A 15,598-nucleotide genomic window follows, 5' to 3' on the forward strand; every position below is an offset into this window, starting at 1 on the left:
CGGACCCCTATTGAAGCAAGATCGATGATTCGCTTCAATCATGGATTTCCAGCTTTTAATTAGGTATAAGCTAATTATCTTCAACCGATTCCACCAGCCCCCAGGAGCCCGTTACGATGGATCTGCGACACCTGCGATACTTCCTCACCGTGGCCGACGAACTGCATTTCGCCCGTGCCGCCGAGCTGCTGGGCATTGCGCCGCCCACGCTGAGCGTACAGATCCAGCAACTGGAACGGCAACTGCAGTGCCAGCTGTTCGTGCGCAGCAAGCGCTCGGTGGCGCTGACCTCGGCGGGGCAGGATTTCGTGATCCAGGCGCGTGCCGCACTGGCCCGTTTCGACCAGGCCATCGATGCCGGCCGCCGCGCAGGACGCGGCGAACTGGGGCGGGTGGAAGTGGGCTATGTCGGCTCGGCCGTCTTCGGCGGCATCCTGCAGCAGCAGCTCAGTGCGTTTCGCCAGCGCTGGCCGCAGGTGCTGGTGCATGCGTGCGAGTGGCCGATGCTGCAGATGGGTGCCGCCCTGGAGGAGGGCAAGCTCGATATTGCCTTCGTGCGCCTGCCGGTGCCGCTGGGGCAGACGCTGCAGTCACACGTGCTGCTGCGCGACCGCTTTTGCCTGGCGCTGCCCTCGGATCATCCGCTGGCTGCCGGTGGCGGCGCGATCCGCTCGCGCGCCCTGGCCGGTGAAGCCTTCATCCTGCCCGAGCAGGAACTGGGCAGCCGCGAGGTGTGGCGGCGCGGCGGCCTGGTCCCGCGCAGCGTGAGCCGGCCCGGCGGCCTGCTGGCAGTGCTGGCCGAAGTGGCCGTGGGTGCGGGCGTGGCCGTGGTGCCGGGCGTGCTGGCCTCGGTGGTGAATTTGCCCAATGTCAGCTACCGCACGCTGGCCGGCGCCCCCATCGTCTCCGAAGTGGCCGCCGTCTATCGCCGCTTTGAACGGGCGCCGGCGGTGCGCAACATGATCGCCGCATTGCGTGCCAGCAAGCCGGTGCAGGTCCACGCCGCTACAATGGCCTGAGCCGGCCGCTTCGCTTTCCCCTTCATCCGACCAGAAAATGTACCGATGTTCTTTCTCCAAGTAGCGCTGTTGATCGTGTTGGGTTTCTTGACGCTGGGCCTGGCGGTGTGGGGCGGGTTTGCGCTGTGGTTCCAGCTGCCGGTGGCGGCCTGGCTGCGCATCGCCGCCATCGTGCTGTGGAGCCTGCCGCCGGCCGCAACGCTGGCGCTGGTGGCGGGTGTGCCGAGCCTGCCAGGCCTGCCGGGTCTCTCCTGGCGCTGGGGCCCGCTGGCCTTCGTGCTGGCCGGCATGGCCATGGCGCTGTGGTGGAGCAGCATCCGCCCCAGCCACGAGCGCGACTGGGCTGATGACGTGGCGCGCCTGCTGGTGCCGCAGGTGCAAGGCGACATCGTGCAACTGGACAACGTGCGCAACTTCACCTGGCGCAGCGAAACCGACTACGACATCCGCTGGGAGTCGCGCCGCTACGATCTCTCGCAACTGGTTTCTGCGGATCTGGTGCTGTCCTACTGGATGGGGCCGGCCATTGCCCACACGCTGGTGTCCTTCGGCTTTGCCGACGGGCGGCGCCTGGTGTTCTCGCTGGAAATCCGGCGCGAGCGCGATGAGGCCTTTTCCGCCCTGGGCGGCTTCTTCCGCCAGTTCGAGACGGTCATCGTCGCCGCCGATGAAACCGACATCATCCGTACCCGCACCAATGCGCGCGGGGAAGACGTCTATCTCTATCGCCTGCAATTGCGCCCCGATCAGCTGCGCCGCGTCTTCCTCGGCTACCTGGAACGTGCGGCGCAATTGCGGGACAGCCCGCGCTTCTACAACACCCTCACCAGCAACTGCACCACCATCGTCTTTGAGCTGGCGCGCCGCCTCTCACCTTCGCTGCCGCTGGATTATCGGCTGCTGCTCTCGGGCTACTTCGCCAACTACGTCTTCGACCAGGGCGTGTTGACGCCGGGCTACAGCTTTGCGCAGCTGCACGCGGCCGGGCGTATCACCGGGCGCGCCTTGCAGGACGGCCCCCAGCAGGACTACAGCAAGCGCATCCGGCAAGGTGTGCCGGGAGTGTCCGCTGCCGAGCTGCGCTGAGCCCTAATCCGTTTACCGGATATCCAAACACAAAATCATTCGTATTCCCTCGCTGCGAAGCTGATTACGATTTCCTCCTCTGCACGACCCGGCGTTTGGCCGGGTGCGTCCTCGCCATCACCGAGAAGGAAACGCCATGCCCGAAGCGGTCAATCATTTTCCCTTGTCAGCGGCGGGAGCTGACCCCGCCTGCGCTGCGAGTCACACTGGCCCACGCCCCCCGCGCGTGCTGACTGCACGCAGTCTCTTCTTCATTTCATGGACCGCACCGCTGGTGCTGCTGCTGGCCTGGGAAGCGCTGGCCCGTGCCGGCGTGCTCTCGCCGCAGGTGTTGCCCGCGCCCAGCAAGGTGCTGCAGACGGCATTGAACCTGATTGCCCAAGGCCGCCTGCTGTCGGACCTCGGGGCCAGCCTCCTGCGGGCCGCCGCCGGGTTTGCCATCGGCGGCAGCATCGGCTTCGTGCTCGGTACGCTGGTGGGCTTCTCGCGCCTGGCCGAGGCGCTGGTGGACCGCAGCGTGCAGATGGTGCGCGCCGTGCCTTTCCTGGCGGCGCTGCCACTGGTGATCGTGTGGTTCGGCGTGGGCGAGGGCGGCAAAGTGTTCCTGGTTTCGCTGGGCGTGCTCTTCCCCATCTACATCAACACCGTGCTGGGCATCCGCCAGGTCGATCCCAAACTGCTGGAGCTGGGCCGTGTGACCGGCTTGTCGAACTGGACCCTGATCCGCCGCATCGTCCTGCCGGGCGCCTTGCCCTCGATCCTGGCCGGGGTGCGCTATGCACTGGCCGTCGCCTGGCTGGCGCTGGTGATCGCCGAGACCATCGCGGCCAATACCGGCATCGGCTCGCTGGCCATGGATGCGCGCGAATTCCTGCAGACCGACGTGATCGTGCTGACCATCGTCATCTATGCCGGCATCGGCGTGGTCTCCGACGGCATCGCGCGCCTGCTGGAGCGCCGCCTGCTGGCCTGGCACCCCAACTACGCCGCCAAGGGGAAATGATGAGCGACAGCTTGTACGACCGCCATACCGCGCACCCCGCCACGGCCGATGAACTGGCGGTGAGCGTGGCCGGATTGAAGCGACGTTACGGATCGCGCACCGTGATCCAAGGCCTGAACCTGCGCATTGCACGCGGCGAATTCGTGGCCCTGCTGGGCGAGAGCGGTTGCGGCAAGACCACCTTGCTGCGCGCGCTGGCTGGGCTGGACCCCATCGACGGCGGCCGCATCGACGGACCGGCGCAGCCCGCCGTGGTGTTCCAGGAACCGCGCCTGATCCCGTGGGATCGGCTGTGGCGCAATGTCTCACTGGGCCTCGATGACCGCCAGGGCAAGCCGCTGGCGCAAGCCGCGCTGGAAGAGGTGGGCCTGGGTGACCGGCTCGACGACTGGCCGCGCAATCTCTCCGGTGGCCAGGCCCAGCGCGTGGCGCTGGCACGCGCCCTGGTGCGTGAGCCGCGGCTGTTGCTGCTGGATGAACCCTTTGCTGCGCTCGATGCGCTCACCCGCATCCGCATGCATGCCCTGGTGCGCCAACTGCTGGCGCGGCATCGCCCCGGGGTGCTGCTGGTGACGCACGATGTGGATGAAGCCATCGTCCTGGCCGATCGGATCCTGGTCATGCGCGAGGGGGCCATTGCCAATGATGTTCGCGTCGCCCCCGAAGCGGCCCATGACCGCAGCCATCCTGCTGCCCAGGCCCTGCGTGCGCAGTTGTTGGCCGAGCTGGGCGTAGTGGCAGCCCAGGCGGCGTAGCGGTGGCATTAAGTTTTCCTGAATGCTGTTTTTCTTCTCATTAAATCCTGCTTAATGCTCATGTCCCACGATTCCAAGCCTGCCAATCTCCATCGTCGTCAACTCTTGCAAGCCGCGCTGGGTAGCGCGGCCCTCGGCGCCAGCGGCCTGCCGCTGCTGGCGCGCGCCGCCGGCAAGTCGCGCAATACCGATACGGTGCGCCTGGCCTGGGGCAAGGGTGGTTTGCCCGGCATCGCCCGCACGCGCGGCGAGTTCGAGAAGACGCTGGCCCGCGATGGCATCAAGGTACAGTGGATCGGTCCTTTCCCCAACCATGCGCCCTCCTTGCAGGCCGTCACCGGTGGCAGCGCCGACTTCGGTTTCGGTGGCAGCACCACTCCCGCGCTGGCCGCGATGATCGCCGGTTCGCCGCTGGTATTCACGCAGTTCGCCGTGGTCGAACCGCGCAGCACGGCCATCATCGCCAAGGATGGCTCGGGCATCAACAAGGTCGCCGACCTGGTGGGCAAGACGGTGGCGGTCAATCGTTCCGGGCTCGGGGAATTCCTGCTGGTGGCCGCGCTGGAAAAGCACGGCATCGCGCGCGACAAGGTCAATTTCGTCTACCTCAATCCACCGGATGCCGGCCCTGCCTTCTCGCAGGGCAAGGTCGATGCGTGGTCCATGTGGAGTCCCGGCGTGGACATCGCGCGGGTGGAATACAAGGCGCATGACGTGTTCTTTGAGGGACGCGACCTGGATTTCCTGATCGACTTCAACTCCTACGTCACGCACCGCAAGTTTGCCGAAGAAAACGCCGACATCGTGCGCGCCGTCAACGCCGCCTATCGTGCCGAGGGCGAGTGGATCAGCAAGAATCCGCGCGAGGCTGAAGGGCTGGTGCAGAAGGATGCCGGCTATTCCGATGCGGTGCGCGATTCGCTCATCAAGCTGGCGCGCCGCTGGGAATTCCACGGTACTGACGACGCCAAGTTCATCGCCAACTTCCAGGGTGCAGCGGACTGGCTGGCCGCGCGCAAGATCCTGCCGCAGAAGGTGCAGGTTTCCGATTACATCGTCAAGGTCTGACTCATTTACCGCCTGCCTTGCAGGCCCTCAGGAGAGCAAGCATGAGCATCAATTTCATCGGCATGGTCACCACCCACAAGAACTCCGAGATCCACCCCTCGGTCGGGCCGGCCATCGATACCGACTACCTGCTGCGCTTTGCACGCGCCCACGAAGAGGCCGGCTTCGACCGGATACTGGTGCCGTACCACTCCAACGGCCCGGATGCCATCCTCACCATCGCGCAAGTGGCTGCGGCCACGCAGCGCATCCAGCTGATGCTGGCGCATCGCCCCGGCTTCGTGGCGCCCACGCTGGCGGCTCGCCAGCTGGCGACGCTCGATCATTTCAGCGGTGGCCGGCTGGGCGTGCACATCATCTCGGGCGGCTCCGACATCGAACAGCGCCGTGATGGCGACTACCTCGATCACGACCAGCGCTATGCCCGTACCGATGAATACCTGCAGATCCTGCGCCAGGTGTGGACTGCCGACAAGCCCTTCGATCACCAGGGCGCGCACTACCGTTTCGAGCAGGCGTACTCTGAAGTCAAGCCGCTGCAGCAGCCGCAACTCCCGATCTTCTTCGGCGGGGCCTCCGAGGCAGCCATTCCGGTGGCCGGCCGTCATGCCGATGTCTACGCACTCTGGGGTGAATCGCTGGAGCAGGTGCGCGAGCTGACCGGGCGCGTGCGCGCCGAAGCAGCACGGCATGGACGTGAAATCAGCTTCTCGGTGTCCTTCCGCCCCATCCTGGCAGCTACTGAAGAGCAGGCCTGGGCGCGTGCCGAACGCATCCTCGATGAGACGCGCCGCCTGCGCTCGGGCAATGGCACGCGCCATCCGGCCTACACCGGACCGCAGGAGAGCGAAGGCGCGCGCCGCTTGCTGGCTGCGGCCGAGAAGGGCGACCGTGTCGACAAGCGCCTGTGGACGGCCATTGCCAAGGAGACCGGTGCGCGCTACAACTCCACCGCGCTAGTCGGTACGCCCGAACAGGTGGCCGAGACCCTGCTGGATTACTACGATCTGGGCGTGACCACTTTCCTCATCCGTGGCTTCGATCCGCTGGAAGATGCCATCGACTATGGCCGCGAACTGATCCCGCGCACGCGTGAGCTGGTGGCGCAACGCTTGCAGCAACGGACAGCACAAAAGCAGGCCGCCTGATTTATCCACTGCCTGATACGAAAATGGCTCCGCATGCGGAGCCATTTTTTTGGGGAAGCGATCAGGTCACGCCGACTGCAATGCCTGTTCCAGGTCGGCCAGCAGGTCATCGATATGCTCGATGCCGATGGACAGGCGCACGGTATCTTCCGTCACGCCCGCCTTCTCCAGTTCGGCCGGCGACAACTGGCGATGCGTGGTGGAAGCGGGATGCGTGGCCAGCGACTTGGCGTCACCGATGTTGACCAGCCGCGTGAACAGTTGCAGCGCATCCTGGAAGCGCGCACCGCCGTCGCGGCCATTGGCCACGCCGAAAGTCAGCACGCCCGAGGCGCGGCCCTTGAAATACTTCTGCGCCAGCGCATGGTCGGGATGATCTTCCAGCCCGGCATAGTTGACCCAGCGCACTTTCGGATGGCGCTTCAGGTATTGCGCCACGGCCAGCGCATTGGCGGTGATGCGGTCCAGTCGCAGGGACAGGGTTTCGATGCCCTGCAGGATCTGGAAGGCATTGAACGGGGAGAGCGCCGCGCCGGTATTACGCAGCGGGACCACGCGCGCGCGTCCGATATAGGCAGCCTCGCCCAGCGCTTCGGTATAGACCACGCCGTGATAGCTGACATCCGGTTCGTTGAGGCGCTTGAAGCGTTCCTTGTGCTTGGCCCAAGGGAACTTGCCCGAATCGACGATGGCCCCGCCCAGGGTCGTGCCATGGCCGCCGAGATACTTGGTCAGCGAATGCACGACGATGTCGGCGCCGTGTTCGAAGGGACGCAGCAGGTAAGGCGTGGCCACGGTGTTGTCGACGATCAGCGGGACGCCATGGCGATGGGCGATTTCGGCTACGGCGGCGATGTCGGTGACGTTGCCCAGCGGGTTGCCGATGGACTCGATGAAGATGGCCTTGGTGCGCTCATCGATCAGCGGTGCAAAGGACTCCGGCTGGCGCGGATCGGCGAAGCGGGTCTGGATGCCGAACTGCGGCAGCGTGTGGGCGAAGAGATTGTAGGTGCCGCCATACAGGGTAGAGGCAGAGACGATGTTGTCGCCCGCTTCGGCAATGGTCTGGATCGCGTAGGTCACGGCGGCTTGCCCCGAGGCCAGGGCGAGCGCGGCGATACCGCCTTCGAGCGCGGCCAGGCGCTTTTCCAGCACGTCCTGGGTCGGGTTCATGATGCGCGAATAGATGTTGCCCTGGACCTTCAGGTCGAACAGGTCGGCACCGTGCTGGGTATCGTCGAAGGCGAAGGCCACGGTCTGGTAGATCGGCACGGCCACAGCGCGCGTGGTCGGGTCGGGATCATAGCCGCCGTGGACGGAGATGGTTTCGAATTTCCATTGCGGATTGTCTGGCATGTCGTCTCTCTTCTTCTCGTGGATGGGATGCGGGAACACTGTCGCATCCGAGACGCTAGCGCGAGCGGGCAGGGTGCGCCAAGAAATGATTTCTCATAAGCATATGCACCCCATGCCGGTGAGGTCGTATTGATGCCAAGCCAATCTGCTTCCGTGTTCGCACCGGCCGCGCACCTCACTGCACCTTGACGATCACATAGGCGGTCGCGAACACCCGTCCCGGTGCCACCGTCTTTCCCGGCAGCTTCTGCAGCGTGGCGGTCAATCGCTTTTCCACCGTGAACTGATACGCGGGCGCAGCCGGTGCCGGCGGCAGGCAGCGTGATGCATTGCTGGTGTCGAGCCGATACCAGCCAGCGTTGCGACCCGCAGGCAGCGGTCTGGACATCCCTTGGCCGGCCAGCGGCGAGCTGAGGAATTGCATCGGCTGCTGGCTGTCGCTGTCGCTCAGGCTGATGCCCACGCCCTTGGCCAGCGAAGGATCAAGGCCGTAATTGTCCGAGAGCAGGTACCGTACGCCCTGGTCCTGGTTCACATACCCCAGCTGCCGCGCCGCCGCCAGTGCGCCTGCTGATACCTGGATGCCAAAGGCGGTCTGGTTGTCGTCAGTGCCGGCGGTGGACGGCGGGCGGGTATTGACGCCCTCGTCACAGCGAAAGGCCAGCGTGAACTCCACCTGCCGTGTTTCGCCCTGTTTGAGTTCTTCTTCCGAGATCGTCGGAAAAACCACTTCCGGTGTCACGTTCTGTACCACGCATGATGGCAGCACGCTCAGGCTGGCCGCCTGGCGCATGCCGAAGGCGATACCGTTGGCGGCACCGAAGAAGAGGAAGCGCGTCGCGTGGTCTTCACCATCATCATCCATGTCGCCGCTGGCGCGGTTGTAGCCTGGCCCCCGCAGCATCAGGTAGCCATTGGGCTGCAGGCAGCGGTAGGGAACGGCAGCCTGCAGCCGGTTGTCCGGGCGGTCGCCGCACCAGTTGCTGGTGCCGGTCCCGGGACTGAGATCGGAGACACGGGCGATCTCGGCCTTGACCGGACTGAGATGCTTGGCGCGGATCAGGATCTTCTTGCGGGCTTCATCGACGTCATAGTTCTCCAGGCGGGCGGACTGGTAATAGCGCGAAAACACCTTCCCTGAGCGCAAATGCGTGAGCCGGATCGCCACACCGGGAAACCAGGTGCGGTAGAAACCCGGCAATCCGTCCTGGGTGCCGATCTCGGCAAAGCCGCCGACGCGGTCATCGCCATTGGTGGAAAACACTTCGGAGACCTGCCCGGCATCGGCCAGGTCACACGTCCACAGCAGCGTATCGCCGCTGATGCCGGAGGCCTCGGCGGCCGTGGCCACCGTACTGCCCAGGAGCGTGCCGGCCGGCTGCAACGCGGTGCTGGCGAGATTGATGCGGCCGAACCAGAACTGGGCCGAGCCGCCATCGCTCAAGGGCGTGAAGGGATAGTCGATGCGATTGTTGCGCTTGCAGATGGCCGCCGCAGGAAGCGACAGCAGGCACAACGCCAGCATCGCAAAGAGCAGGCGCAAAGGGCGTGGCAGGGCCCAGGGGACAGGCACGCCTGGCCTGGCGTGATCGGGCGGGCGAGCAGACAAGGAACAACTCCGGCAGGAAGGGAAAGCCCTGCATGTTCGCGCAGCACGCCTGTGCGCAACATGGGCCGCTGCCGCAATGCGCATGGGCCAAATCCCATTGGGCTGCGGTGCCCGTGTTTGGGATTTGGCCCATGTGCGAATCAGGGATTGCCAACCGCTGCTTTGGGGGGTGGCCGATTCTGCTGGATGGCCGGTCTGCCTATGATTCACCTGGTGCCGGACGTATCGGTTGGCGTCGGCATTCTTCGTGGATCGACCGAATTCTCCTTGGGGGTAAAAATGAAAAAGCATCTCGCAATCCTGTTGCTGGTCTCGCCGTCGCTGGTGCTGGCGGCGGGCAGCACCATCAATTTCCGCGGCCAGGTCAACAGCCAGACCTGCCAGGTGATGGTCGATGGCGCGGCCAATCCGGTCGTGCTGCTGCCCACGGTGGCGACGGGCGACCTGGCGGCGGCAGGCACTTCGGCGGGCGAAACGCCCTTCGTGGTCAGCGTCAGTGGCTGCACGGCGTCGGCCGTCGACAAACCGAAGGACAAGCTGAAGATCAAGACCCAATTCCTGACCAGCGCGGCGACCAGCGGCAACAACATTCCCAACCTGGGCACAGCCAAGAACGTGGCGCTGCAATTGCGCAAGAGCGTGGGCGGCGATCCGATCAGTCTGGTGGGAGGGAGCGCCGTGTCGGTCGAGGGGCTGGAGGTTGCCGCCGGCAGCACCAGTGCTTCGCATACCTTTGCCGTGCGCTACGTCGCCGAAGGCGGCGCAGCCGAAGCCGGCTCCGTGATCGGCTCGGTGCAGTACGCCCTCGATTACTTCTGATACGCCCGTCCGGGCGCGGACTTCCGTTTTCCCGCTGGTCCCACCCCTGTCGCTGCCGGGATATCTCCCGGCGGCGCATCCCCGTTTTTGCCATGAACAGAACAAGCTTGCGCGCAGGTCTCCTCATGCTGCTGGTCTTCCTGCTGAATGCGCACGCCAGCGCCAGCGTGACCATGCTCGGTACGCGCGTCATCTATCCGGCCGATGCCGGTGAGCAGGCACTGCGTTTCAGCAATCCTGACGATCATCCCAACCTGGTCCAGCTGTGGCTGGATGATGGACACGCCGGCCGGCCCGATGGGCAGGCCTCGCCCTTCCTGGTCATTCCGCCGGTGTTCCGCATCGAGCCGCGTGGCGGTCAGGTGGTGCGGCTCTCCTACGCAGGCGCGCCGCTGCCGCAGGACCGCGAGTCGCTGTTCTTCCTGAATTTCCTGCAGGTGCCGGCCCTCAAGGCCGATTCGGTCAACGACAACCAGCTGGTGCTGACTGTGCGCAGCCGAATGAAAGTCTTCTATCGTCCCCCCGCCCTGGCCGGCGAGACAGATGCCGCACGCGCTCCCGAGGCGCTCTCTTTCGCCATCGACAGCAGTGATGGCACGCCCGGCATGGTGGTGCGCAACGGCAGTGGCTATCACCTGATGGTGCAACAGGCCGACCTGGTGCTGGGCGGCCAGGCGCAGACGCTGGCCAGGACGACGGTGATCCAGCCTTTCCAGGAACTGCGCTGGCCGCTGGAACACGTGCCGGCCGACCGCGCCGGCATGCGCATGCGGCTGCGTCTGCTCAACGATGTGGGTGTGGAAGTGCCGCGCGACTATCCAGTGCAGTGAGGTGGCCACGGTGAGCGTGCATCCCCCGCCCCTGCGGCGCGTGGCCCGGTCCGTCCTGTCGCTGGGGGCCGGGCTGCTGGCCTGGCCGGTCGCCGTGGCCGGCCCGCCGGAGACCAGCTATCGGTTCCTGGAGTCGCTGGAGATGGCCTCGCCCATCAACAAGGGCAGCCTGTCGCGCTTCAATCGCGTGGGCAATGTCGAGCCCGGTATCTACAGCGTTGATGTGGTTGTCAATGGCAGCTTCAGCCATCGCCGTGCATTGCGCTTCGACCTGGTCGAAGGGATGGGGGCGGTGCCCTGCTTCAAGGCCGAGGATGCCGTTTTGCTCGACCTGCGGCAGGACCTGGTCGCGCAGCTCGGCCAGCGCGATTGCGCTCGCATCGATGAACTGGCACCCGGCGCACAGGCCGTGTTCGATCTCTCGCGCCTGCGGCTGGACGTCAGCCTGCCCCAGGCGCAACGCAACCATGTCGCGCGTGGCTACATCGATCCCGCACTCTACGATGCCGGCGACAGCATGGGTTTCCTCAACTACAGCATCAGCCAGTATTACGCCCATACCGCCCAGGGCAGCAGCAGTTCGGTCTACGGTTTTACCAACAGCGGAATCAACCTCGGCCTGTGGCGTTTGCGCCAGCAAGGCAGCCTGGGCTACGACAGCCGTAGCGGACTTCGCTGGAATCCGGTGCGTACCTATGCCCGCCGCGCCTTGCCCGGCTGGACCAGCGAACTGACGGTGGGCCAGAGCTACACCTCCGGCAAGTTGCTGTCGGGGCTGGCCTACCAGGGACTGGAACTGAGTTCGGACGAGCGCATGCTGCCCGATTCACAGCGCGGCTATGCCCCCGTCATTCGCGGCAGTGCGCGCAGCAACGCGCAGGTCATCGTCAGCCAGAAAGGACGCGACATCTACCGCACCACGGTCGCTGCGGGCGGTTTCGTGATCGACGATCTGTATCCGACCAGCTACAACGGCGATCTCGATGTCACCGTCATCGAGGCCGATGGCACGCGCTCGCGCTTCAGCGTGCCCTACTCGGCGCTGCCGGAGTCGATGCGGCCCGGCAGCACGCGTTACAGCGTCACGCTGGGGCGCACCCGCGATACCGATAGAAGTTTGCCGTTCGTGGATGCCCTGGTCCAACGCGGACTGAGCAACAGCATGACCGGCAGCCTCGGGCTGCGCGTGGCTCCGGCGTACCAGTCGGCGGTGCTGGGCACCACCTTGGCCGGCGCGCTGGGTTCGCTCGGCCTGTCGCTCAACTATTCGCATGCCGATACCGGTGGCAGCGCGCGCGGTGGGTGGATGGTGGGCCTGTCGTATTCCCGGGCCTTCGATGTCACCGGTACGCAGTTCTCCCTCGCCAGCTATCGCTATTCCACTTCCGGCTACCGCGAACTGGCCGACGTGATCAGCGAGCGCCAGGTGCAGCGCAGCCGGTGGTCTTCGCTGGCCAGTTCCACCAGCTATCAGCAGCACTCGCGCATCGATCTCTCGCTCAGCCAGCAACTGGGGAGCCTGGGCTCGCTGTATCTCTCCGGCCTGACCCAGACCTTCCACCATGACCGCAGCCGCATTACGCAATTGCAGTTCGGGTATTCGACCCTGTGGCGCAATGGCGTGAGTCTGAACCTCGCTTTCCAGCGACAGCAGGTCAGCAGTGTGGCGCGGCGCCCCGATGAGCTGGACGGGCGGCTGCCGGCGGTGGCGCAAACGGGCTCCTCGCTGATGCTGTCGCTGTCCATCCCGCTGGGGCGCGCAGGCGGCGAGCGGCCCATCGCGAGTGCGTCGGTGGTCCGGGCGGCGGACCAGGACCTTTATCAGACGCAAGTGTCCGGCATGCTGGCCGGCGAGCGCCATCTCAGCTACAGCGTGGGGGCCAGCCATGCGCCCGGTGGCCAGCAGGACAGCATCAACGGCAACCTCGGCGCGCGCCTGCCCAAAGCCAACCTCAATCTCAATCTCACGCACGGGCGCCAATACTGGCAGGTGGCCGGCAATGTGCGCGGTGCGCTCGCGGTGCATGCCGGTGGCATCACGCTGGGTCCCTACCTGGGCGATACCTTTGCATTGATCGAAGCCAAGGGGGCCGAAGGTGCGCGTCTCTTCAACGGCCAGGGGGCGATGATCGACAGTCACGGTTATGCCTTGTTGCCTTCGCTTTCGCCCTATCACCGCAACGTGGTCGAATTGGCGGCCAGCGGCAAGAGCCACAAGACCGAACTGCTGGAGAGCCAGCGCACCGTGATTCCCTATGCCGGTGCGACGCTCAAGCTCAGTTTCAGGACCCGCACCGGACATGCCCTGCTGATCCGCCTGCAGCGGGACGGGGCCTCGCCCTTGCCGATGGGAGCCGACGTGCTCGATGCACAAGGCAGCGTGATCGGCATGGTCGGGCAGGGCAGCCAGGCTTATCTGCGCACGGACCAGGTGCAGGGTGAGCTGCTGGTGCGCTGGGGCGACGGCCAGCAGGAACGCTGCGCCGCGCGCTACGACCTGCACGGGCAGGATCTGGCGCAGGAGCTGATCCGGCTGGAGGCGGCCTGTGCGGCCGCTCCCCGCCGTGCCGAGTTCCTGCCGGCAGAGGCCGCGCAACCGCATGCGCCGGGAGCGTCGCAATGAGCCGCTACCGGATCGGTCGGCTGGCACGTTGGCTGCTGCTGTCCGTGATGCTCTGCTGCAGCCGTGCCGAGGCCGGGCTCATGCCCGAGCGCACGCGGCTGGTCTTCAGCCAGGGCGAGCGCGAACTCAGCCTGCGCCTGGCCAATACCAACCCGCATGCCGTGGTGGTGCAGAGCTGGGTAGACCAGGGCGAGGGCAGCCAGGCACCGGACACGATCCAGTCTGCCTTGTTCGTCCTGCCTGCCGTACAGCGGCTGTCGCCGCAGGCCATCAGCCAGGTCAGGGTGCTGTACACCGGCGAGCCGCTGCCGGCCGACCGCGAATCGGTGTTCTGGCTCAATCTCTACGAGATCCCCCTGCTGCCGGACGCGCCGGGAAGCGCACCGCACCTGCTGCTCGGGCTCAATACCCAGATCAAGGTATTCCATCGTCCCGCCGGCCTTGCCGATCCTGGACCGCAGTGGAGCGATGCGCTGCACTTCCGGCTGCAATGGCAGGCCGGGCAATGGATCCTGGTCTGCCGCAATGACAGCCCTTACTTTGCTTCCCTTGCCAACCTGCGCGTCAGCGACGGTCGCCGCGAACTGGTGCCGCGCGCGGCCCCCGACCAGATGGCACCGCCCTATGGCGAACAGGTTTTCGTGCTGCCCGTGGACGATGCCACCTTGCCGTGGCAGCAGCCGCGCCTGAGCTTCCAGCTCATCGATGACGACGGGCGATTTAGCGATCACGCAAGGTCCCTGATGCCGCCCAACCTGCCATGAAGGAAATTCCCATGCATGCCGCCGCTCTTTGCGCCCACTCTGCCGCCGTCCCGTCCATGGATCGCAGGCACTTGCTGCTGGCCTTGCGGCGACGCCAGTTCCAGCCCTTCCTGCAACCCATCGTCGGTGCCGACGGCGACTGGCAGGGCGCCGAAATCCTGATGCGCTGGCAGCATCCGCACGCCGGTTTGCTGGCACCGGCGGTCTTCCTGGAGCGCTTGTCCGAGGAGGGACTGCTGGCCGCCACCACGCGCCAGATGCTGCAGCAAGTGCGCACGGCGTGGCGCAGCGCACCTGCCTGCCTGCGGCAGCCCTTCGTGCTGTCCTTCAATGCCTGTGGTGAACAATTGGCCGGGGAGAAGCTGGTGGCGCAATGCCAGGCCCTGCTGCGCCGCCTGCCATGGCCGCAGTTGCAGCTGATGATCGAGATGCCCGAGCGTGGTGCCGACCTCGGGCCGGAGCGTTGCCGCCGCCTGTTCGCCCAGTGCGAGCGGGCCGATATCGCCATCGCCCTGGATGATTTCGGCATCGGCGACGCACGCCTGCATCAGCTGGCCTGTGGACGCATCAGCAGCCTCAAGCTTGATCGGTCATTTGTTGCTGCCATGCAGGACAATTCCCTGTACAGTCGCCTCATCGAAACCATCGTCGGCCTGGCCGCCGAGTTCGATGCTACCGTCACCGCCGAAGGTATCGAGACCCGGGGACAGTGGCAGCGCTTGCGCCGGATGGGGGTGCGGCGCTTCCAGGGATATTATTTCGCCAGGCCACTGGCGATGCCGGAGTTCTTCCGGCAGATGCAGCGCCACCGGGACCAGGCGGCGACCACCGAAACAGCGCAGGAAAGGGAATGCCAATATGGCGACTAAGGGGACAATGATACGGGTCGGGATCGCCGATGATTATCCGGTCGTCTTGCGGGGCATCGAAGCCATCCTGGCCACGTGTCCCGACCTGGTGCTGGCCTTCTCGGCCGAGAGCATCACGCAACTGATGAGCTGCCTGGAGCGTGATCCGGTGGACGTGCTGCTGTGCGACTATGCCTTTGATGATGACCCCCAGGCTGACGGCCTGGACCTGCTCAAGCGTCTGCGCCGCCAGCATCCGGCGATGAAGGTGATCTTCCTCAGTGCCCATGCCCAGCCGCAGATCATTTCCAGTGCACTGGAGCTGGGAGCGGCCGGCTTCATCGGCAAGAACCGCAGTGATTTCGTGAACCTGCCGCAGGCCGTCTGCAGCGTCCACCACGGCCACGTCTATCTGCCGCAGTCGCTATCCTCGGCCTTGCTGGGCAGCCTGTTCAATGTCAACGCACGCCAGACCGGGTTGGCCCAGTTGTCCGAGCGCGAGCTGGTGGTGGCGCGCATGATCTGCCAGGGCATGTCCATCAGCGCCATCGCCGAGCGCCTCAACCGCAGTCCCAAGACCATCAGCAACCAGAAGGTGGCGGCCATGAAGAAGCTCGGGGTGAGCAATGACGTCGAACTGAGCCGGATCTTCCAGAACCTGGGCCACTGA

The 15,598-nt window shown here is 65.5% G+C and carries 14 protein-coding genes; 12 read left to right on the forward strand and 2 right to left on the reverse strand.

Annotated features, from left to right (window positions below; all coding sequences use genetic code 11):
• Positions 1-116 precede the first annotated feature (116 nt).
• The 6 genes from FYB76_RS05520 to FYB76_RS05545 all read left to right on the forward strand — a co-directional run bounded on the left by FYB76_RS05520 (position 117) and on the right by FYB76_RS05545 (position 6,079).
• Positions 117-1,019, forward strand: coding sequence for a LysR family transcriptional regulator (locus tag FYB76_RS05520; RefSeq protein ID WP_154132930.1), 903 nt, complete (start codon positions 117-119; stop codon positions 1,017-1,019).
• A gap of 45 nt (positions 1,020-1,064) precedes the next feature.
• Entirely contained in the window at positions 1,065-2,105 is a 1,041-nt protein-coding gene (locus tag FYB76_RS05525; protein ID WP_088756354.1) for a DUF4105 domain-containing protein, read from the forward strand.
• A gap of 136 nt (positions 2,106-2,241) precedes the next feature.
• Positions 2,242-3,108 carry an ABC transporter permease subunit gene (locus FYB76_RS05530; protein ID WP_154132931.1) on the forward strand — a complete coding sequence of 289 codons (867 nt, stop codon included), beginning with the start codon at positions 2,242-2,244 and terminating at the stop codon, positions 3,106-3,108.
• Complete coding sequence (locus tag FYB76_RS05535; RefSeq protein ID WP_370516306.1) at positions 3,105-3,863, forward strand: ABC transporter ATP-binding protein; 759 nt, start codon at positions 3,105-3,107, stop codon at positions 3,861-3,863. The genes FYB76_RS05530 and FYB76_RS05535 overlap by 4 nt, the downstream gene beginning before the upstream one ends.
• A gap of 60 nt (positions 3,864-3,923) precedes the next feature.
• Positions 3,924-4,931, forward strand: a complete 1,008-nt coding sequence (locus FYB76_RS05540) for an NrtA/SsuA/CpmA family ABC transporter substrate-binding protein (RefSeq protein ID WP_154132933.1) — start codon at positions 3,924-3,926, stop codon at positions 4,929-4,931.
• Between the two features lie 41 nt (positions 4,932-4,972).
• Positions 4,973-6,079 carry an LLM class flavin-dependent oxidoreductase gene (locus FYB76_RS05545; protein WP_154132934.1) on the forward strand — a complete coding sequence of 369 codons (1,107 nt, stop codon included), beginning with the start codon at positions 4,973-4,975 and terminating at the stop codon, positions 6,077-6,079.
• A 66-nt stretch (positions 6,080-6,145) separates the two neighbouring features.
• Here the strand turns inward: FYB76_RS05545 and FYB76_RS05550 are convergent, their stop codons facing one another.
• Together FYB76_RS05550 and FYB76_RS05555 are read right to left on the reverse strand one after the other, a co-directional pair.
• Positions 6,146-7,435, reverse strand: a complete 1,290-nt coding sequence (locus FYB76_RS05550) for an O-acetylhomoserine aminocarboxypropyltransferase/cysteine synthase family protein (protein ID WP_088756350.1) — start codon at positions 7,433-7,435, stop codon at positions 6,146-6,148.
• Between the two features lie 175 nt (positions 7,436-7,610).
• Complete coding sequence (locus tag FYB76_RS05555; protein WP_229296886.1) at positions 7,611-9,044, reverse strand: fimbrial protein; 1,434 nt, start codon at positions 9,042-9,044, stop codon at positions 7,611-7,613.
• Positions 9,045-9,323: 279 nt separating this feature from the next.
• On the opposite strand from FYB76_RS05555, the gene FYB76_RS05560 reads away from it, so the two are divergent.
• The 6 genes from FYB76_RS05560 (at position 9,324) to FYB76_RS05585 (ending at position 15,598) form a co-directional block, all read left to right on the forward strand.
• The gene (locus FYB76_RS05560; protein ID WP_195724575.1) at positions 9,324-9,863 is read left to right on the forward strand and encodes a fimbrial protein; all 540 of its coding nucleotides are present in this window, start codon (positions 9,324-9,326) and stop codon (positions 9,861-9,863) included.
• A 107-nt stretch (positions 9,864-9,970) separates the two neighbouring features.
• The gene (locus FYB76_RS05565; protein ID WP_229296887.1) at positions 9,971-10,693 is read left to right on the forward strand and encodes a molecular chaperone; all 723 of its coding nucleotides are present in this window, start codon (positions 9,971-9,973) and stop codon (positions 10,691-10,693) included.
• 10 nt (positions 10,694-10,703) lie between these two features.
• The gene (locus FYB76_RS05570; protein ID WP_370516307.1) at positions 10,704-13,316 is read left to right on the forward strand and encodes a fimbria/pilus outer membrane usher protein; all 2,613 of its coding nucleotides are present in this window, start codon (positions 10,704-10,706) and stop codon (positions 13,314-13,316) included.
• Positions 13,313-14,080: a molecular chaperone gene (locus FYB76_RS05575; RefSeq protein WP_154132936.1), complete on the forward strand. Its 768-nt coding sequence runs from the start codon at positions 13,313-13,315 to the stop codon at positions 14,078-14,080. Before FYB76_RS05570 ends, FYB76_RS05575 begins: the two co-directional genes overlap by 4 nt.
• A gap of 11 nt (positions 14,081-14,091) precedes the next feature.
• Positions 14,092-14,949, forward strand: a complete 858-nt coding sequence (locus tag FYB76_RS05580; protein ID WP_229296888.1) for an EAL domain-containing protein — start codon at positions 14,092-14,094, stop codon at positions 14,947-14,949.
• A 7-nt stretch (positions 14,950-14,956) separates the two neighbouring features.
• The gene (locus tag FYB76_RS05585) at positions 14,957-15,598 is read left to right on the forward strand and encodes a response regulator transcription factor (RefSeq protein ID WP_088756344.1); all 642 of its coding nucleotides are present in this window, start codon (positions 14,957-14,959) and stop codon (positions 15,596-15,598) included.

The sequence above is a fragment of the Herbaspirillum sp. CAH-3 genome (assembly GCF_009668275.1).
GTDB lineage: Bacteria > Pseudomonadota > Gammaproteobacteria > Burkholderiales > Burkholderiaceae_D > Herbaspirillum > Herbaspirillum aquaticum.